This window comes from Catenulispora subtropica, from assembly GCF_039531675.1.
Classification (GTDB): Bacteria; Actinomycetota; Actinomycetes; order Streptomycetales; family Catenulisporaceae; genus Catenulispora; species Catenulispora subtropica.
In genome coordinates, this window is record NZ_BAAAQM010000020.1 from 114,046 (window position 1) to 132,133 (window position 18,088).

At 72.3% G+C, this 18,088-nt stretch carries 14 protein-coding genes and 1 riboswitch; of the genes, 7 read left to right on the forward strand and 7 right to left on the reverse strand.

All coding sequences use genetic code 11. The features are described 5' to 3' along the window. Positions 1-171: 171 nt before the first annotated feature. Both cobN and ABD466_RS19045 read right to left on the reverse strand, forming a co-directional pair. Entirely contained in the window at positions 172-3,855 is a 3,684-nt protein-coding gene (gene cobN / locus ABD466_RS19040; RefSeq protein ID WP_344658427.1) for a cobaltochelatase subunit CobN, read from the reverse strand. Positions 3,856-3,899: 44 nt separating this feature from the next. After that, positions 3,900-4,038: riboswitch (cobalamin riboswitch) on the reverse strand. Further along, positions 4,037-4,981 (reverse strand): cobalamin biosynthesis protein, encoded by a 945-nt coding sequence (locus ABD466_RS19045; protein WP_344658428.1) that lies wholly within the window; start codon positions 4,979-4,981, stop codon positions 4,037-4,039. Its footprint overlaps the riboswitch before it by 2 nt. A gap of 109 nt (positions 4,982-5,090) precedes the next feature. On the opposite strand from ABD466_RS19045, the gene ABD466_RS19050 reads away from it, so the two are divergent. Beyond that, positions 5,091-5,831 (forward strand): COG4280 domain-containing protein, encoded by a 741-nt coding sequence (locus ABD466_RS19050; RefSeq protein ID WP_344658429.1) that lies wholly within the window; start codon positions 5,091-5,093, stop codon positions 5,829-5,831. Next, positions 5,819-6,019, forward strand: a complete 201-nt coding sequence (locus ABD466_RS19055; protein WP_344658430.1) for a hypothetical protein — start codon at positions 5,819-5,821, stop codon at positions 6,017-6,019. The genes ABD466_RS19050 and ABD466_RS19055 overlap by 13 nt, the downstream gene beginning before the upstream one ends. A gap of 22 nt (positions 6,020-6,041) precedes the next feature. On the opposite strand, the gene ABD466_RS19060 is transcribed toward ABD466_RS19055, so the two are convergent. The 3 genes from ABD466_RS19060 to ABD466_RS19070 form a co-directional block, all read right to left on the reverse strand. After that, positions 6,042-6,542 (reverse strand): DUF4265 domain-containing protein, encoded by a 501-nt coding sequence (locus ABD466_RS19060; RefSeq protein ID WP_344658431.1) that lies wholly within the window; start codon positions 6,540-6,542, stop codon positions 6,042-6,044. Between the two features lie 26 nt (positions 6,543-6,568). Continuing rightward, positions 6,569-6,703, reverse strand: a complete 135-nt coding sequence (locus ABD466_RS19065) for an alpha/beta fold hydrolase (protein ID WP_344658432.1) — start codon at positions 6,701-6,703, stop codon at positions 6,569-6,571. Positions 6,704-6,861: 158 nt separating this feature from the next. Next, a complete protein-coding gene (locus ABD466_RS19070; protein ID WP_344658433.1) occupies positions 6,862-9,336 on the reverse strand; it encodes a beta-glucosidase family protein in 2,475 nt (824 codons plus the stop codon). A 114-nt stretch (positions 9,337-9,450) separates the two neighbouring features. On the opposite strand from ABD466_RS19070, the gene ABD466_RS19075 reads away from it, so the two are divergent. Next, a complete protein-coding gene (locus ABD466_RS19075; protein WP_344658434.1) occupies positions 9,451-10,095 on the forward strand; it encodes a TetR/AcrR family transcriptional regulator in 645 nt (214 codons plus the stop codon). A 115-nt stretch (positions 10,096-10,210) separates the two neighbouring features. Continuing rightward, positions 10,211-10,663 (forward strand): hypothetical protein, encoded by a 453-nt coding sequence (locus ABD466_RS19080; protein WP_344658435.1) that lies wholly within the window; start codon positions 10,211-10,213, stop codon positions 10,661-10,663. A gap of 8 nt (positions 10,664-10,671) precedes the next feature. Here the strand turns inward: ABD466_RS19080 and ABD466_RS19085 are convergent, their stop codons facing one another. Further along, positions 10,672-11,925, reverse strand: coding sequence for an MFS transporter (locus ABD466_RS19085; RefSeq protein WP_344658436.1), 1,254 nt, complete (start codon positions 11,923-11,925; stop codon positions 10,672-10,674). Positions 11,926-12,104: 179 nt separating this feature from the next. Between ABD466_RS19085 and ABD466_RS19090 the strand changes: the two genes are divergently transcribed. Both ABD466_RS19090 and ABD466_RS19095 read left to right on the forward strand, forming a co-directional pair. Then, positions 12,105-13,673 carry a sigma-70 family RNA polymerase sigma factor gene (locus ABD466_RS19090; protein ID WP_344658437.1) on the forward strand — a complete coding sequence of 523 codons (1,569 nt, stop codon included), beginning with the start codon at positions 12,105-12,107 and terminating at the stop codon, positions 13,671-13,673. A 75-nt stretch (positions 13,674-13,748) separates the two neighbouring features. Beyond that, complete coding sequence (locus tag ABD466_RS19095; protein WP_344658438.1) at positions 13,749-14,171, forward strand: DUF3151 domain-containing protein; 423 nt, start codon at positions 13,749-13,751, stop codon at positions 14,169-14,171. Positions 14,172-14,393: 222 nt separating this feature from the next. Here the strand turns inward: ABD466_RS19095 and ABD466_RS19100 are convergent, their stop codons facing one another. Beyond that, positions 14,394-16,370 carry a glycosyl hydrolase family 18 protein gene (locus ABD466_RS19100; protein WP_344658439.1) on the reverse strand — a complete coding sequence of 659 codons (1,977 nt, stop codon included), beginning with the start codon at positions 16,368-16,370 and terminating at the stop codon, positions 14,394-14,396. 306 nt (positions 16,371-16,676) lie between these two features. On the opposite strand from ABD466_RS19100, the gene ABD466_RS19105 reads away from it, so the two are divergent. Beyond that, a complete protein-coding gene (locus ABD466_RS19105) occupies positions 16,677-17,999 on the forward strand; it encodes a glycoside hydrolase family 18 protein (RefSeq protein WP_344658440.1) in 1,323 nt (440 codons plus the stop codon). The last annotated feature ends 89 nt before the right edge of the window (positions 18,000-18,088 follow it).

The window sequence follows — 18,088 nt, forward strand, 5'->3', positions numbered from 1 at the left end:
CCGGCAGAGGACCCGGATGCGGCGGGGTTCGCGGATCAGTGGATCGACCGGCCCCGCCCTCAGGCGCGGGTCCGTGTGATCGCGGAGAAGCAACACATGGGCAGCGACACTAGCAGCGCCCCGGCGGCGGTTCCCGTCATTTTCCGCCGGGTCGCCCCTGACCGCTGCGGCCTACTCCCCTTCGAGGTCGCCTTCCAGTTCCAGGAACACCCGGCGCAGCCCGTCCAGGGTCTCCGCCTCCGGCTCGGCCCACAGACCGCGCTCGGCGGCCTCCAGCAGCCGTTCGGAGATCCCGCGCAGCGCCCACGGGTTCGAGCGCTCCATGAACGCGCGGTTGGTTTCGTCGAACACGTACGTCTGCGCCAGCTGCTCGTACATCCAGTCGTCCACGACCCCGGCGGTGGCGTCGTAGCCGAACAGGTAGTCGACGGTCGCGGCCAGCTCGAACGCGCCCTTGTAGCCGTGCCGCTGCATCGCCGCCACCCACCGCGGGTTCACGACCCGGGCGCGGAACACGCGGTGCGTCTCCTCGGCCAGCGTGCGGGTGCGCACCGCCTCCGGCACCGCCGAGTCGCCGACGTACGCCGCCGGGGACGCGCCGGTCAGCGCGCGCACCATCGCGACCATGCCGCCGTGGTACTGGAAGTAGTCGTCGGAGTCGACGATGTCGTGCTCGCGGTTGTCCTGGTTCTTCGCCGCCACCTGGATGCGCCGGAACGCGGACTCCATGTCCCCGCGGGCCTCGCGGCCGTCCAGCCCGCGGCCGTAGGCGTAGCCGCCCCAGACCGCGTACACCTCGGCGAGGTCGGCGTCGGTGCGCCAGTCGCGGGCGTCGATCAGCGGCAGCAGGCCGGCGCCGTAGGCCCCGGGCTTGGAGCCGAAGACCCGGGTGGTGGCGCGGCGGCGGTCGCCGTGCGCGGCGGTGTCGGCGTCGGCGTGGGCCCGCACGAAGTTCTCGGAAGCGGGCTCGTCCAGCTCCGCGACGGCCCGCACGGCGTCGTCGATGAGCGCGATGACGTGCGGGAACGCATCGCGGAAGAACCCTGAGATGCGGACCGTGACGTCGACGCGCGGCCGCCCGAGCTCGGCCGCCGGCACGACCTCGAAGCCGGTGACGCGGCGGGAGGCGTCGTCCCACACCGGCCGGCAGCCCAGCAGGTGCAGGATCTCGGCGATGTCGTCGCCCTGGGTCCGCATCGCCGAAGTGCCCCAGACGGTGAGGCCGACCGAGCGCGGGTAGTCGCCGGTGTCGGCGAGGTGCCGGGCCAGCAGCGACTCGGCCAGGGCCTGGCCGACGTCCCAGGCGTTGCGCGACGGGATGGCCTTGGGGTCGACGGAGTAGAAGTTGCGGCCGGTGGGCAGCACGCCGACCAGGCCGCGGGTCGGGGCGCCGGAGGGGCCGGCCGGGATGTAGCGGCCGTCGAGGGCGCGCAGCACGTTGGCGATCTCGTCGGTGGTGCGGGCCAGGCGCGGGACGAGTTCGGTCGCGGCGAAGCGCAGCACCCTGATGACGTCCGCGTCGCCGGCGCGCAGGACCTCGTCGCACACGCTCTCGGCGCGTGCGGAGTCCCAGTCGGTGGCGGCGAGCCCCTCGACGAGCCGCCGCGCCAGCGTCTCCAGCATGTCGACCGCGTCCGAAGCGGTCCGTGCGGGCGCCTGCGGCCCGGCCAGCTCGCTCAGCGACTCAGGGCTCTTCACCGGCGCGCCGGGCTCGGCCAGCAGGACCTGCTCGTCCAGGCCGACGAACGCCGCGAGCGCCTGCCGCAGTCCCGGCACCGCGCCGCTCACCCCGCCGAAGACCTGCTTCGCCCGCAGCACCGCCAACACGTCGGCGACCAGTTCCCCGCCTTCCGGCGCCCGGCCGAGGATGTGCAGCCCGTCGCGGATCTGCACGTCCTTGATCTCGCACAGGTAGCCGTCCAGGTGCAGCACGAACTCGTCGAAGTCGTCGTCGGCCGGCTGGCGCTCGACGTCGCCGTGCAGGAACGCCGCGAGGTCGTGGTGCAGCTGCGCGGCGCGGATCAGGGTCCAGATCTGCGCCCGCACCGCCGGGGCCTTGTCCGGGTCCAGCGCGGACACGGCGGCGTACTCGTCGAGCAGCTGCTCCAGCTTGGCCAGCTCGCCGTAGGTGTCGGCGCGCGCCATCGGCGGCATCAGGTGGTCGACGATGGTGGCGTGGCCGCGGCGCTTGGCCTGCGTGCCCTCGCCGGGGTCGTTGACGATGAACGGGTAGACCAGCGGCAGCTCGCCCAGGACCGCGTCCGGGGCGCACGACGCGGACAGGCCGAGGCCCTTGCCGGGCAGCCACTCCAGCGTGCCGTGCTTGCCGAGGTGCACGACGGCGTCCGCGCCGAACGCGTTCTCCAGCCAGCGGTAGGCGGCCAGGTAGTGGTGGCTCGGCGGCAGGTCGGGGTCGTGGTAGATGGCGATGGGGTTCTCGCCGAAGCCGCGCGGCGGCTGGATCATCAGCAGCACGTTCCCGAACTGGAGCGAGGCGAGCACGATGTCGTCCCCGTCGACGTAGAGCGAGCCGGGCGGCTCACCCCAGTGCCGGCGGATGCCCTCGCGCAGTTCGGCGGGCAAGCCCGCGAACCAGGACTCGTAATCGCCGAGCGGGACGCGGGCGGGGGCGGCCGCCAGCTGGTCCTCGGTGAGCCACTCGACGTCGTGGCCGCCCGCGGCGATGAGGCGGTGGATGAGCTCGTCGCCGTCCTCGGGGAAGTCGCCGACGGTGTAGCCGGCCGCGCGCAGGGCGGTGAGCAGGCGGACGGCGGAGGCAGGAGTGTCCAGGCCGACGGCGTTGCCGATGCGGGAATGCTTGGTCGGGTAGGAGGACAGGACCAGGGCGAGTTTCTTGTCGCTGTTGGGGATCGAGCGGAGTGCGGCATGGCGGAAGGCGATGCCCGCGAGCCGCCGGGCGCGCTCCTCGTCGGCGACGTAGACGGGGATGTCCGCCTCGCCCTTCTCCTTGAACGAGAAGGGGACGGCGATCAGGCGGCCGTCGAACTCCGGGATCGCGACCTGCATCGCCGCGTCCATCGGGGTGAGCGCGGCGTCGGAGTCCCGCCACGCCTCGCGGGAGGAGGTGAGACAGAGCCCTTGGATCACCGGGATGTCGAGGGCGGCCAGCGCTCCCACGTCCCAGGCGTCCTCGTCACCGCCGGCGCCGGCGTCGGCCGCGGTGGCCCCGCCGCCGGCCAGGACGGTGACGACCAGCGCGTCGCAGCGGCCGAGCAGCTCGACGAGGCCTTGGCCCGCGGCGTCGGACAGACCCCGCAGCGAGCCGCAGTAGACCGGCAGGGCGTTGGCGCCGCGGGCTTCGAGGGCGTCGGCGAGGGTGTCGACGAATCCTGTGTTGCCGGAGAGCTCGTGCGCGCGGTAGAAGACGATGCCGACGGTTGGGCGGCCGTCCCGGCTCGCCCGCTCGCCGTGCACCCCGAACTCGGGCATCGCCGTGGGCGCGTCGAATCCTTCGCCGCCGCCGAGCACCGTGTCGGTGAGGAAGTTCGCCAGCTGCGCCAGGTTCGCGGGACCGCCGGCGGTGAGGTAGTTCAGCGCGTCGGCCGCGACGCCGCCGGGCACGGTCGACAACGCCATCAGTTCGGCGTCCGGCACCGCCTCGCCGCCGAGGACGACGGCCGGAACCCCGCTGGCCGCGACCGCGTCGACCAGCCACTGCCACAGGCGGTGGCCGCCGAGCAGCCGCAGGACCGCGACGTCCGCGTCGCCGAGGAGCGGCGCGAGGCTGTCGGCATCCAGCCGGGCGGGATTCGCCGTGCGATAGGGGGCGCCGGACGCGTGGGCGGCCAGAAGCTCGGTGTCAGCGGTGGACAGCAGCAGAACGCGCGCGGGCATGCGGCGGCACTTCCTCTCGCGGAGTCCGCGCTCCGCCTCGGGCCGATGGTGACGGACGACAGGCAGTTCCTGACTCGCGGCCTTGAGGAGGACCGCTCACAGTTGCGGGACAGCGCCCGATTCGCACGGGCTTCCTGACTTCGTCGTCCGGGGGACAGTGTGCCAGATCGGCGGATCGGGGCTAGCCCCTGAATCGGCCGAGTCCCTTGGCGAGCCGCACCGCCGCGACGGCGGCCGCGCCGCCGACGGTCGCCGACAGCACCGACGCCCGCCGGATGTCGGCGACCCTCGGCGCGCGCCCCGAGCCCAGTACCGGCCGGTGTTCGACGACGTCGCCGTAGGTGTTGGTGCCGCCCAGGCGGACGCCGAGCGCGCCGGCGGCCGACGCCTCGCAGCGTCCGGCGTTCGGGCTGGGGTGGCGGGCGCCGTCGCGTCGCAGCGCCCTGAGGGCCTGGATGGGGCTGCCGCCGACGATCGGAGCCGCCGCGACCGTGACGGCGCCGGTGAACCGGGCCGGCAGGTAGTTCAGCACGTCGTCGAGCCGGGCCGCGGCCCAGCCGAAGTTCCGGTACCGCGCGTCGCGGTAGCCGACCATCGCGTCGAGCGTGTTCGACGCCCGGTACGCCAGCAGCCCCGGGATCCCCGCGACCGCGCCCCAGAACAGCGGGGCCACGACCGCGTCGGAGGTGTTCTCGGCGACCGATTCGACGACCGCGCGCGCGATCTGGTCGGCGTCCAGGCCCCGCGGGTCGCGGCCGCACAGGTGCGGCAGCCGTTCCCGGGCCGCCGCGAGGTCGCCCTCGGTCAGCGATCCGCCGATCAGCGCCGCCTCGCGCCGCAGCGACGTCCCGCCGAGTACGGTCCACGTCGCTGCGGCGGTCAGCGCCGTCCCGGCCCACGGGCGCCGCCCGAACCGCTCCCCCGCGACGCCCAACGCCGCGGCCCCCGCCACCAGAGTGCCCGCGTAGGCGGCACCCGCGACCCGCGAGTCCGCGTACATCACCTTCCGCAGCCCGGCGGCCACCCGGCCGAACCCGGCCACCGGATGCCCTCGCCGCGGGTCCGCGAAATACCAGTCCGCCGCGAAGCCGAGCGCGAGCCCCACGGCCCGGGAAGAAGATCGCATGCGCACAACCTATCGACGCCGCGCCATGGCCCGTCCTCAGGGAGCGACCGGCCGCTCCTCACCGCCGTGCCGTGACGGCTTCCGTGGCCGGACCGGTTACATTAACCCCGTGGGAACAGCTCTCCTGCTGCTGTCCGTCTACCTGGCCTGCGCGGTCGAGGCCGTGGAGGCTCTCACCATCGTGCTCGCCGCCGGCGTCACGCGCGGCTGGCGCCCGGCGCTGCAGGGCGTCGCGGCCGGGCTGCTCCTGCTCGGGGCCGTGGTCGCGGCCCTCGGGCCGGCGTTGACGGTGCTGCCGCTCAAGACGCTGCGGCTGGTGGTCGGCGGGCTGCTGCTGACCTTCGGGCTCCAGTGGCTGCGCAAAGCGATCCTGCGCGCGTCCGGTGACAAGGACCTGCGCGACGAGGCCGCGGCCTACCGCCGCCAGGTCGCCGCCGCCGCGCGGGTGACCAGCAGCAAGAAGCCGTTCGTCGACGACTGGTACGCCTTCACCTTGTCCTTCAAGGGTGTCGTCCTGGAGGGCCTGGAGGTCGCGTTCATCGCCCTCACCTTCGGCGCCAATCAGCACGGTGTCGCGCTCGCCGCGCTGGCCGCGGTCGCCGCCGTCCTCACCGTCGCGGCGGCGGGCGTCGTGCTGAAGGCCCCGCTGGCCCGCGTCCCGGAGAACACCATGAAGTTCGCGGTCGGTGTGATGCTCACCGGCTTCGGCATCTTCTGGGGCGCGGCGGGCGCCGGCGCGGAGTGGCCCGGCGGTGACGCCGCCCTCCCCGTCATCGTCGCCTATGTGCTGGCCGTCGCCGCCACCGCGGTCTGGGTCCTGCGCAGGAGGCGCGCGGTATGGGCCGGCTGAAAGCCTTCGCAGCCTTCTGGTACGAGTTCATCGTCGGCGACGATCCGATGGTCGCCGTCCTGATCATCGCCGCCCTGGCCGGCACCGCCGTCCTCAGCACCCGCACCACCGCGTGCTGGTGGCTGTTGCCGGTCGTCGTCACGCTGGCACTGGCCGCGACGCTGGCTCGGGCCGTCCGCCGGAAATAGCCCCGTAAGCCTCAGTGGCCGGTCACGCGGCGGAACGCCACGCGTCGGTGACGCAGCCTTCTTCGTACTGCCAGCGCCCGTCGCCCTCGCCCTCGATGAGGAAACGCTTCACCGCGGGGACGTCAGCGTGCTCCGGCACGTTCAGCGCGACCATGCCCAACTGGGCTATGCCCTCGCCCGTGACTCCGAACGGAGCGAGGGCCTCCAGCACCGCCCGACCGCTCTCGTCCTCGGGCCCGTCCCTGGCCGGGATGACCCGGATCGTGCAGTTCGCCGAGTAGCGGACCGCTTCCCGGACCCAGTGGACGCCGTCTTCGTCGGTCTCGAAGCGCACCACGTCGTCGACCGCGTAGCCCCGGACGAAGAACGGGACGTTGTCCAGCCGGGCCCGGTCGGTGCCGACGCGCACCGCCCAGACCCGCTCCGAACCGGCGGGCGGCCACCCGGACGCGTCCTGCTCCAACGCGAAGTCGACCTTCAACCGCTCGACGTGCGGAACGCTCGCCATATTCCTGCCAGCCACACCGCCAGCATCTCATCAGATCGGGATCAACGCTGATTCTGTTCCCAGAACGGCACCAGCACCGCGGTCAGCTCCTCCGGTCTCTCCTCGTTCGGCGTGTGCCCGGCACCGGTCATGAGCACGAACCGCACGCCGAGCCGCTCGGAGTATTCCCGCTGCACGTCCACCGGGATGAAGTCGTTCGTCCAGAACGTTTGTCAGAACCTTGTTAAAATCGGGGAGCGGGAAGGGTGGCGGTGGCGCCGGCTCCCTCACGCAGCCGGCGCCACCGCCGTTCGGCGGCGGGCCGGGACTCCGGGCCGCAGCACCCCGGGGGGTCTCAGCCCTGGGCGTCCGCCACCTCGACCCGCGTGCGGATCCGTGGGTCCGCCGCCGACCGGGACGCGATCAGGTCCCGCGGGCCCCCGTGCACCCGCCAGCCCTTCTCCTCCTCGTCCCAGCGGGCCAGCGCCCGGGCCGGGATCGTGACCGGGACGGTCGCGATCTCGCCCGGCGCGGCGAGGGTCGCGCCGAAGCCGACCAGACGCCGGGGGTCGGCCCCCGCGTCGCCCTCGCCGGTCAGATAGATCTGCACCACCTCGCGCCCGATGCGCGAGCCGGTGTTGCGGACCCGTACGAGCACCTCGACGTCGCCGCCCGCGGTGACCGCGGCCGTGATGTCCTCGTAGGACCAGGTGGTGTAGCCGAGACCGTGGCCGAACGGGAACGCCGGCACCGTCCCCGCCTTCTCGTAGCCGCGGTAGCCGAACATCGAGCCCTCGCTGTACCGGATCTTGCCGTCGACCGGCCGTGTGGACAGCACCGGCACGTCCGCTTCGGCCTTCGGGAACGTCGTGGGCAGCCGGCCGCCGGGCTCCACCGCGCCGGTCAGGGCGTCCGCGACGGCGTCACCGCCCTCCTGGCCGGGGAACCACGCCCACAGCAGCGCCGGCACCTGCTCGCGCCACGGCATCTCCACCGGCGCGCCGGCGTTCACCACGACCACGGTGCGCGGGTTCGCGGCGGCCACGGCCGCCACCAGGTCGTCCTGGCGCCCGGGCAGCTTCAGGCCGGTGCGGTCGAAGCCCTCGCTCTCCACCTCGTCGGTCGTGCCGACGACGACGATCGCCACGTCGGCGGCGCGCGCCGCCTCGACGGCCGCGGCGAACAGCTCGTCGGCGCCGGGACCGGGCGCGCCGTGGTTCAGCCCGAACATCGCGATCGGCAGGTCCGGGTCGACGGAGGCCACCACCTCCGCGCGGACCGTCCCGGCTTCGAGGTCCACGTCGACGCGGTGCTCCGGCGGCTTGACCAGAGCTTCGACGATGTCGCCGCCCTCGCTCGGGGCGAGCTCGACGTCGACGGCCGGCCGGTCGCCGACCGTCAGCTGGAACCTGCCGACGCCGGACACGGAGAACCGGTGCGGGCCGCTCTCCCCGACGGCGACGTCGGCCCGGACGCGGATCCCGGACGTCCCCCTCGGCAGTCCGCCCATGAACACGAACCGCGAAGCCCGCCGCAGTTCGCTGCCCAGGACGTCCCCGGCGGCGTCGAGGAAGTCGACGCGCAGGCCCGGCTCTCCGGTATCAGGGTCCGTAGCCGTGTCGGGCGTGATCGGCGCGAGCAGCCGCTGGGTGTGGACGCCCTCGGCGTACTCGACGGCGACGCCTGGTCCGAAGGCTGCAGTCAGGCCGGCCAGCGGGCTGACGACGTGGGCCGGGTTCACGTGCGCCGAGCCGCCGCCCTGCGCGGTGAGCAGCGCGGCGTTCGGCCCGATGACCGCGACGCGGGACACGGTGCCGGAATCCAGCGGCAGCAGGGGTCCGGCGCCGACCGGTTCGTTGCGCAGCACGACCATGGCGCGCGCCGCGATGTCGCGGATCTGGGCCTCGGCGTCGTCGGGCGTTCCGGCCGGGGCCGGGGGCTCGCCGTGTTCGGCCTCGGCTTCGCCGGCGCCCTCCAGGAACCCGGTGCGGGCGGCGAGCCGCAGGATCCGCAGCACCTTGTCGTCGATCGCGGCCTGTGGCACCTCGCCCTTGCGCACCGCCTCGGCCAGCGCCTCGCCCCACGGGCCCTGCGGCCCGGGCATGACGACGTCGAGTCCGGCGTTGGCGGACACGGCGGTGGAGCGGGTGGCGAACCAGTCGGAGACCACGACGCCGTCGAAGCCGAGGTCGTCCTTCAGCAGGCCGGTGAGCAGCGGCTCGTTGTCGGTCATGCTGACGCCGTCCACGGAGTTGTAGGCCGCCATGACCGACCAGGCGCCGGCCCGCACCGCGGCCTCGAACGGCGGCAGGTAGACCTCCCGCAGCACACCCTCGTCGATCTCGGCGTCGTAGGTCATGCGGTCGGTCTCGGACTCGTTGCCGATGTAGTGCTTGACGGTGGACGCGACCCCCGCGCTCTGCACGCCCTCGACGAAACCGACGGCGACCTGCGCGGACAGCAGCGGGTCCTCCGAATAGCACTCGAAGTGCCGGCCGCCGAGCGGGCTGCGGTGCAGGTTGACGTTCGGCGCCAGGTGCCAGGCCACGCCCTTGTCGCGGGCCTGCGCGCCCATCAGCGCGCCGGCCCGGCGGGCCTGGCCGGGGTCCCAGGTGGCGGCCAGGGCGGTGGGGTTCGGGAACAGCAGCGAGGTGTCGCGCTCGTCCCAGGCCGTGCCGCGCACGCCGGCCGGGCCGTCGGACAGCAGCATCTTGCGCAGGCCGATCTCCGGCTCGGCGCGCAGCGACCAGAAGTCCTCGCCCGTCAGCAGCGCGATCTTCTGGTCCAGCGTCAGGCGTCCGACGAGGTCGGCCAGCTTGTTCTCATCCATGGCACGTACTCCTTCGCACCGGTCGGCGGCTCCGAGACGGAGGCTATCCGAATTACCGAGTGGTCGGTAGGTTTGTTATTCCGGCGTGATCTTGACACTCGCTACAGTGGTGCCGTGACACGAGGGGATCAAGCCGGCACCGGCCGCACCCGCCGCGGTGGCGGCTACGCCGTGGGCCGCGCCCGCCGGACCCGGATCCTGCACATCGCCATGGAGGAGTTCGCCGAGAACGGCTACCGGGGCGCCTCCCTGGCCCGCATCGCCGAGCGTGCGGAGCTGTCCCAGCCCGGACTGCTGCATCACTTCCACACCAAGGAGGAACTGCTCGCCGCCACGCTCGACCTCCGGGACGAGATGGACTCGGCGCGCTTCCACTCCGAGGACGGCTCCCTCCTGTCCGGGTCCGCGGCCCTGTACGCCCTGGCCGACCTGGTGGACCACAACCAGCGGGTCCCGGGCCTGGTGCAGCTGTTCACCGTGCTGTCGGCGGAGAGCGTCACCGCCGATCATCCGGCGCACACCTGGGCCCGCAACCGCTACCGGCGCATCCGGGTGGTGCTGGCCGACGCCGTCCGCGACGGCGTGACCCGCGGCGAGTTCCGCGCCGACGCGGACCCCGAGACCATCGCCATCGAACTCGTGGCCCTGATGGACGGGCTGCAGCAGCAGTGGCTGGTGGATCCCGAGGCTGTGGACATGGCCGCGGTCTTCCGCCGGCACATCGAGGCCTTGATCGCGGGGATCCGCGCCGGTTCCTGAGCCACCCACCCGTTCTTCAGATCAGTCCACGAACCCGCGTCATCGATCGCGCGGAACCCGGTCTCTATGAGTGAAGGGGCCGCCGTACCGCGGCCTCGCACAAGGGGAGGCGACGATGGGATCCGAGAACGGCCGGGGCGAATTACGGGGGCTCTACACCGACCCCGCCCAACCACTGACGGTGGCGGTGGGACAGTCCTTCGACTTGGTGAGCATGCCGGCGGCCGTCGGGCACGCGGCGCTGGCGGCGCTGCGCGCGCGGAGAGTGCGGCTCGGACCCGTCGTCGCCGACTCGCGGCGGTCGGTGATGCGGGTGGGGTTCCTGGTGGCGCCGACGCCGGATCCGGACCCGGACAGCGCCGCGCTGTGCGAATGGGCCAGTCGATCAGGAGGCGCGCTCGGCGTCCGCGTCGGGGGGCCGGGGTCGACCGCCACCTTGCCGCCGCTGCTGCCGTGGCGGGGATGGCTGCACTGGGTGGTGCCGCCGGGGACGGCCCCCGACGGGTGGACGCCGGCCGGCGCGCTGCTCTCGGTGCTGTCGGAACGGACCGGAGCGCGCCCCTTATGAAAACCCTGTTATATGGAGGCTGACAGAGCCGGCGGCGGCACGCGATACCAGCGGACCGTCGCCAGCACCGGCACCGCGATCAGCACCGCCACACACCAGCCCGACAGCGTCACGCCGTGGTGGATCAGCGCGCCGCCGAGCAGGTAGCCGCCGGTGAGCGCGGCGTCGATCAGCGGCATCACCGCCGCGTAGAAGTAGCCGAGCAGCTCCGGACGCAGCCGCCGCTGGACTTCGGCGAAGAACACCACGGTCGGCGCCGCTTCGAGGATCCCGGTCAGGAAGACGGCGACGAGCGCGACGTACGGGTTGTGGACCGTGGTCAGCCCGAGCCAGACGGCGGCCTCGATCAGGTTGCCGGCGATGTAGAGGGTGCCGTAGTCGATCCGGCTGACGCGTCCGCTCAGGAGCGCGCCGAGCACGGCGCCCAGCGAGATCGCGCCGAGCAGCCAGCCGAAGAGTCCGGGATGCCCGGCGAACCGCGTCTGCGCCATCGTCAGGAGCATGATGCGGGCGATGCTCGACGCCGCGACATACGGGAACGCGGTGAGTGTCAGGGCCGCGACGAAACGGTCGCCGGAAGCCGTGGTGACCAGCAGCCGCAGGTTGCCGACGGTCGTCGCCAGGAAACCCCGGCGCTCCGCATCGGCCCGGTCGGGACGCTTCGCGGCCGGCACACGCAGCACGAGCAGCGCCGCCGCGACCGCGAACGCGGTGGGGAACGAGAACGACCAGTCCGGCCCGACCCCGAGCCCGGTCAGTATGCCGACCAGGCCCGGCCCGAGCACCCGCGGCACCCGCTCCGCGGCGATGAACAGGCCGTTGCCCCGGAACTCCTCCCCGGCCTCGATCGTCGCCGCGCGCAGCGCCAGGCGCGACGGTTCGGCGACCGCGCCGAAGATGTTGACGGCGAGGTTGAGGAGCTGGAACTGCCACATCCGGTCGGTCACCGGGATCAGCGCCGTCAGCGGCGCCGAACCCAGGGCGCCGACGATCGCGATCCGGCGCGGGTCGTACCGGATGAGCAGGTTGCCGAGCAGCGGCGCGGCCACGATGCGCGGGAGCACTCCGATCGCGAACGTGAGGCCGACCGCGAACGAGACACCGTATTCGCGCACCAACAACAACGGCAGCGCGATGGCGACCATCGCCGCACCGAGGTCCACCAGGAACAGGCTGGCCAGCAGCGCCAGCCGGCCGCGTCTCCGCGGCGTCTGCCCGGCCGGTACGCCGTCCGCGGGGAGTTCGGTGGTGCTCGATGCCATGGCGCCAGCTTGGCGAACGGGACCAGGGTGCAGCCAGGGAATATCGGCACCGGCCCGCCGCCGCCCCCACCACGCCGTTCATCCGGTCGTGTACATCCCACTCACAATCCGCAGCAGAGCGGACACTCCCGGTCCAGGCTGTCCCCCGACCGCGAACCGTCCACGCAAGGAGTCCGCACGTGCCCGTCCCCGGGGACCGTCCACCGACCGACGCCGACCTGATCGCCATGGTCCGGGCCGGCGACCGCCGGGCTTACGGTCCGCTGTACGAGCGGCACCGGCGGGCGGCGCTGCGGGTGGCGCGGCACCTGGCCCGGGACGAGGCGGCCGCCGACGACCTGGCCGCGGAGGCGTTCACCCGGGTGCTGGCGGCGCTGGACCGCGGCAACGGCCCCGACGAGGCGTTCCGCGCGTACCTCTACACGACGTTGCGCCGGACGGCGTTCGACTGGGCCGAATCCGCCAAGCGCGTGCGCCTGGTGGAGAACATCGCCGAGCTCGAAGTCACGGCGGCCCCGATGACCGGCGAGGACCGCGATCCCCTGGACGAGGCCTTCGACCGCCAGATCGCCTCCCGCGCCTTCCACTCGCTGCCGGAACGCTGGCAGATCGTCCTGTGGCACCTGGAGGTCGAGGGCGAGTCCCCGGCCGAAGTGGCGCCGCTGCTCGACCTGTCGCCGTCGGCGGTGTCGGCCCTGGCCTACCGGGCCAGGGAAGGACTGCGACAGGCGTTCCTGCAGGCCCACCTGGCCGAGACCGTCGATCCGAAGTGCCGGCCGCACGCCCAGCGGCTCGCGGCCTTCGTCCGCGGCAAGCTCGGAACGCGCGACAACGCGAAGGTGGAGCGGCACCTGGACACATGCGCGGACTGCACGGGGCTGTACCTGGAGCTGCTGAAGTTCAACGAATCGCTGCCGGAGGTCCTGTCGCCGCTGGTGTTCGGGTCGGCCGCGGCGGCGAAGATCATCGCCGGGATCACGCTCGGAGCGGCCGCGGCCACCGGGGTCGTGGCCACGACGACCGCGACGACCACCGGCGCGGCGATCGGGGGCGCCGCCGCGGGCGGGGCCGCGGCGGGAGCGGCGGGCGCGGCGGGCTCCAGCGCCGCGGGAGCGGCGGCGGACGGCGGCGCGAAGGCCGGCGGCCTCCTGGCCCGCTGGCTGATGCGGCTGCGGAAGAGCCGCCAAGCCCAGACGATCACCATGGGCACGGTCGCGGCGGTCGCGTGCGCCATCCTGGCGTGGGCGATGGCCGGCGGCGGCAGCTCGACGCCCCCGGACGAGACCCCACTGCCATCCTCACCCCCGGCCGCGGCACTGCCCGCTCCGGCCCCGATCGTCGGCCCGAAACCGACACCGCCCCCGCCACCGGTGGCCGAGCCGACCCCGACCCCACCGCCCAGGCGCTCCACGCCGGCGAAGCCGCCACCCCCGCCACGCCCCACACCGACGCGCCCCACACCGACGCCGACCCCCACTCCCCCGAAGCCGAAGCCGACGCCCACACCCACCCCGACCCCGCCGCCCGCCCCCCGGTCCTCCGAACCGACCCCGGAACCCCCCGAACCGTCCATCTGCGACTGGGCCCAGAAAGCGTCGCAGCACCCGGACTACGAGAACATCGGCCTGATCATCGGCGCGCGGTGGGATCCGGACTGCGAGCCGGGCGAGCACTGGATCCCGTGGGTCCCGCACCGTCCGCACAGACCCCACAGTCCCCGTGCACCTCGAGACGACCAAGACGGGTAAGGGCTCGACAACTGATAACCGAGCCCCCGCCGCGCCGCCGACTCCCCCGCCCCGCCCCACCGGTAGCCTCTAGCCATGCACAAGGACCTCCTCGACTCCCCGCCGCCGACCCTCCTTCCCGACGACTCCACCGTCCGCGACGCCCTGGCCTCGGGCACCGCGCCGGCCGAGGTCGCGGCCGCGAACCCGGCCACGCCGGCCGGGTGGGCGGCGCTCGCGGAAGCGACGCTGGCCGGCGACGACTCGCTCGCCGGGTCGGTCACCGCCTACGCGTACGCGCGCACCGGCTACCACCGCGGTCTGGACCTGCTGCGGCGCAACGGGTGGAAGGGCCACGGGCCCGTCCCGTGGGCGCACGAGCCGAACCGCGGCTTCCTGCGCGCGCTCAACGCGCTGGGCCTGGCCGCCGCGCGTATCGGCGAGACGGAGGAGGCCGAGCGCTGCGCCGCGTTCCTCGGCGACAGCGACCCCGAGGCGTACAAGGCCCTGCGCGGCTGAGCGCCGCCCTCCGCGGAAGACCCTGCGCGGCTGAGCCCCACTCTCCGCGGCTCCCGCAAAGCAAAAGAGCCGGTACCGCCGCCCGTCCAGGGAGGACCGGCGGGACTGCGGTACCGGCGCCGGACCGCACGGTCCGGGACTCGCATCTAGACACCCTGGCCAAGCCCGGAACCGCGGTGGCACACGGTTCCGGGCGTCGGACTCCGTCTCGGCTACAACCCGCTAACTAGTGCACAGACCGCCGTCGGTCCACACGTTCTGCGAGTTGCTGCCGGGCGTGTCGCCCTGGGTCCACCACTTGGCGGTCCACTTGTGGGCCGGCGTGCCGTACTGGACGACCGCGCCGCCGCTGTACGCCATCGTCGAGTTCCACACCGGCAGGGTGCAGGTGCCCGGCGGCGGGGTGCTCGAAGGACCGCACGCGCCGTCGTCCTGCCATACGTTCTGCGAGTTGGCGCCCGGGACGTCGCCCTGGGTCCACCACTTCGCGGTCCAGGTGTGGCCGCCGTACGACACGATCGCGCCGCCGTTGTACGCCGTGGTGGAGCTCCACGCCGCCGCGCCGCAACTGCCACCCGTGGGGGTGGTCGTCGGCGTCGTGGTGGGCGTGGTGGGGGTGGTCGTCGGCGTGGTCGTGGGCGTCGTGGTCGGCGTCGTCGGCGTGGTGCTGGGCGTCGTCGACGGCGAGGAGGTCGAGGTCGGCGGACCGGTCGGGCAGGAGCCCGCCGAGCCGTTGATGGCCGAGACCGCCTTGTTGAACAGCACGTCGGCGCCGTCGTACATCGAGAACATCATCGCGCCGGCCAGGCCGTTGCAGTGCACGTAGTCGGCCTTGGCCTGGACCGACTGCACCGACTCGCCGGTCCAGAAATCGGTCCCGTTGTAGAAGTACGCGGCCTGGGCGACCGGGTCGTAGAAGGTGTCAGCCGGGTTGTCCACGATCCCGGACAGCTCCTTGTACATGTGCACGCCCGGCACGTTCCCGGACAGCGGTGCCCCCGCAGCGGGGCCCGACGCCGATTGGAACAAGCCGTGCGAGGACCCGGCGGCGACGCCGGTCCAGCCCCGGTAGTAGAACGGGATCCCGATGTTGATCTTGTTCGCCGGGAACCCGCCCGGGATGCCGTACGACGCGTCGCCGACGGTGAACGCCTTGATCGCCTCGTCGAGGTTGTACTTGGCGTTGCCCGGCGGCACGTTGGACATCGGGTCGTTCGGGTCGCTGTAGATCGGGGCCTGGTGGTTCGTCGGCCCGGTCGTGTCCCACGCGCCGTGCATGTCATAGGTCATCACGTCGCCGAAGGTCAGAATGCCGCCGACGTTCTGCGTCTCGATGCCCGCCGAGATCTTGTCCTGGCCGGAGGGCAGCGCCGCCGACAGCGCGTAGGTCTTTCCGTCAGCTGATCCCTGAGCGTTCAGCTCGGTCCGGAATTCCTGGAGCAGCGCCGTGTAGTTCTGCTTGTCGGCCGCGCTGTAGTGGTTCCCGGTGTGGCCGCCGGCCGATCCCGGGTACTCCCAGTCGATGTCGAACCCGTCGAAGATGCCCTTCGCGGTGCCGGGGCCGCCGTAGCCGCCCTGCGACGGGATGTTGCCCTTGATGAACATGTCGATGCAGCTGGACACGAACTTCTTCCGGGACGCGTCCGAAGCGGCCACGTCGGAGAAGTACTTGGAATACGTCCAGCCGCCCAGCGACAGCAGCACCTTCAGGTTCGGGTGCTTCTTCTTCAGCTCCTGCAGCTGGTGGAAGTTGCCGACGATGGGCATGCCGTAGGCGTCGGACGTGCCGTCGACGCTGATCGAGCCGTCGAAGGACTTCTGGTAGTCCGCGAACGAGTCGCCGGCGCCGTCGCCGGCGTTCGGGTCGCTCTCACCCCCCGGGTCCGGGTCGGTGGCCTTGGTGGTCTCGAAGCAGGTCAGGTTGGTGGGGTCGATGTTCTCGAAGTCGTACAGCAGGTAGTCGAGGTTGGACGCGGCACCGGAGGTGTCGACGTTCTTGAGGTAGTACGCGTTCTGGTAGATGGACCACTGGTCGAAGTACGCGACCTTCATGCCGCCGGACGTGGCCGAGGCCCCGGTGGTGTTGGTGGCGCCGGCCGCGCGTGGGGCGGAGCCCGCGCCGATGGCGGCGGTCGCGCCCGCGACGATGACCGCGGAGGCTACCACCGCGGTCAGGGCTGATCTTCGTGACGCTCTCATGCCTTTCGCACTCTCCTGTGGCGGGAGGATTCGGACGTGAAGGGATTGCGCATGGAGCTGATCCGGGAAGCGGCGCCGCTCAAAACGGATCGGGTGTCTCAGCGAAGAATTAGCGCTGTCATCGAGGACTGTCAAGGGTGAGGTCTAGACCAAGGTCTAAACCAACTGGATTAGACCATGAACATCAAGGCGCTGGTCATGGGCGGGCAAAGGTCCGCTTCCGGCTCTTGACCGCACGGAGGATGGCGAGGACCATTGCGCACGCCAGGCTGGTCTAGACCCCTCTCGTCACCCTTGAGGAGCCCCATGCGCCACCCTTCCCCGCACCACCGCGCCGCCCTCGCGGCGGCCGCCGTCGTGAGCCTCGCGCTCACACCGCTCGCCGTCGCCGCCGGCCCCGCCGAAGCCCACTCCGGTGGTGACAACGGCAAGGTGTCCGTCGGATACCTGACCCAGTGGGGCGTCTACTCCGGGTTCTCCACGAAGAACCTGATCGCCTCCGGAGCCGTGAACAAGCTCACCGAGATCGACTACGCGTTCTCCGACATCGCGCCGGACGGGACCTGCTCCAGCGCCGACCCGTGGGCCGACTGGCAGAAGCCGATCGACGGCGCGAACTCCGTCGACGGCACGTCCGACACCTGGACGCAGCCGGTCGCCGGCAACTTCCACCAGCTGGCCGAGCTCAAGAAGGCCTATCCGAACCTCAAGATCGTGATGGCGATCGGCGGGTGGACGGAGTCCACGAACTTCTCGGCCGCCGCCTCGACGCCGGAGTCCCGCGCGAAGTTCGCGCAGTCCTGCATCGACATGTACATCAAGGGCAACCTGCCGGGCGTCGTGCCGGGCGCGGCGGCCGGGATCTTCGACGGCATCGCCATCGACTGGGAGTATCCGGACGAGGCCGGCAACGGCAACCCGCACGGCCCTCAGGACACGCACGACTTCACGCTGCTGCTCCAGGAGCTGCGCGACCAGCTGGACGCTCAGGGTTCCGCTGATCGCAAGCACTACATCCTCACCGCCGACACCCCGTCCGGCGCCGAGAAGGTGTCGCACATCGAGGTCGGCCCGGTGTCGCGGATCGTGGACTGGATGAACGTGATGACGTTCGACTTCCACGGCCCGTGGGAGACGGCCGGCCCGACGAACTCGCAGTCGAACCTGTTCCCGTCGCCCTTCGACCCGGCGCCGCGGCCGACGCGCGACGACCCGTACCCGGACAACGGCGAGATCTCCACGGCCGAGGTCGTCGCGAACTACCTCGCCCACGGCGCCAGCCCGCGCAAGATCGTCGTCTCGATCCCCTTCTACGCGCACGGCTGGACCGGCGTCGCCCCCGGCCCGCACGACGACGGGCTCTACCAGAGCGCGACCGGCGTGGCGGCGGACGTCGACTACAACCAGATCGCGGCACAGCCCGGGACCGTGCACCACGATCTCTTCTCGGGCGCGGCGTACAAGTACGACCCGGCGAGCAAGACCTTCTGGACGTTCGACGACCCGCAGAGCATCCGCCAGAAGGTGCTGTTCATCAAGGCCCTGGGACTGCGCGGCGACATGACGTGGTCGCTGGACGGCGACACCCCGGACGGACAGCTGATGAACGTGTTCGGTCTCGCACAGTGACGGATCAGTGACAGTATAGTGACGTAAGTCACACACTTGTTCTCGGCACTTACCGGGAACGAATAGACAGGGTGGCCCCTCTTCGCATC

Coding starts and splice junctions, on each gene's coding strand:
- cobN (WP_344658427.1), bottom strand. CDS start 3,855: ATGCCCGCGCGCGTTCTGCTGCTGTCCACCGCTGACACCGAGCTTCTG.
- ABD466_RS19045 (WP_344658428.1), bottom strand. CDS start 4,981: ATGCGATCTTCTTCCCGGGCCGTGGGGCTCGCGCTCGGCTTCGCGGCG.
- ABD466_RS19055 (WP_344658430.1), top strand. CDS start 5,819: ATGGGCCGGCTGAAAGCCTTCGCAGCCTTCTGGTACGAGTTCATCGTC.
- ABD466_RS19070 (WP_344658433.1), bottom strand. CDS start 9,336: ATGGATGAGAACAAGCTGGCCGACCTCGTCGGACGCCTGACGCTGGAC.
- ABD466_RS19080 (WP_344658435.1), top strand. CDS start 10,211: ATGGGATCCGAGAACGGCCGGGGCGAATTACGGGGGCTCTACACCGAC.
- ABD466_RS19085 (WP_344658436.1), bottom strand. CDS start 11,925: ATGGCATCGAGCACCACCGAACTCCCCGCGGACGGCGTACCGGCCGGG.
- ABD466_RS19095 (WP_344658438.1), top strand. CDS start 13,749: ATGCACAAGGACCTCCTCGACTCCCCGCCGCCGACCCTCCTTCCCGAC.
- ABD466_RS19100 (WP_344658439.1), bottom strand. CDS start 16,370: ATGAGAGCGTCACGAAGATCAGCCCTGACCGCGGTGGTAGCCTCCGCG.
- ABD466_RS19105 (WP_344658440.1), top strand. CDS start 16,677: ATGCGCCACCCTTCCCCGCACCACCGCGCCGCCCTCGCGGCGGCCGCC.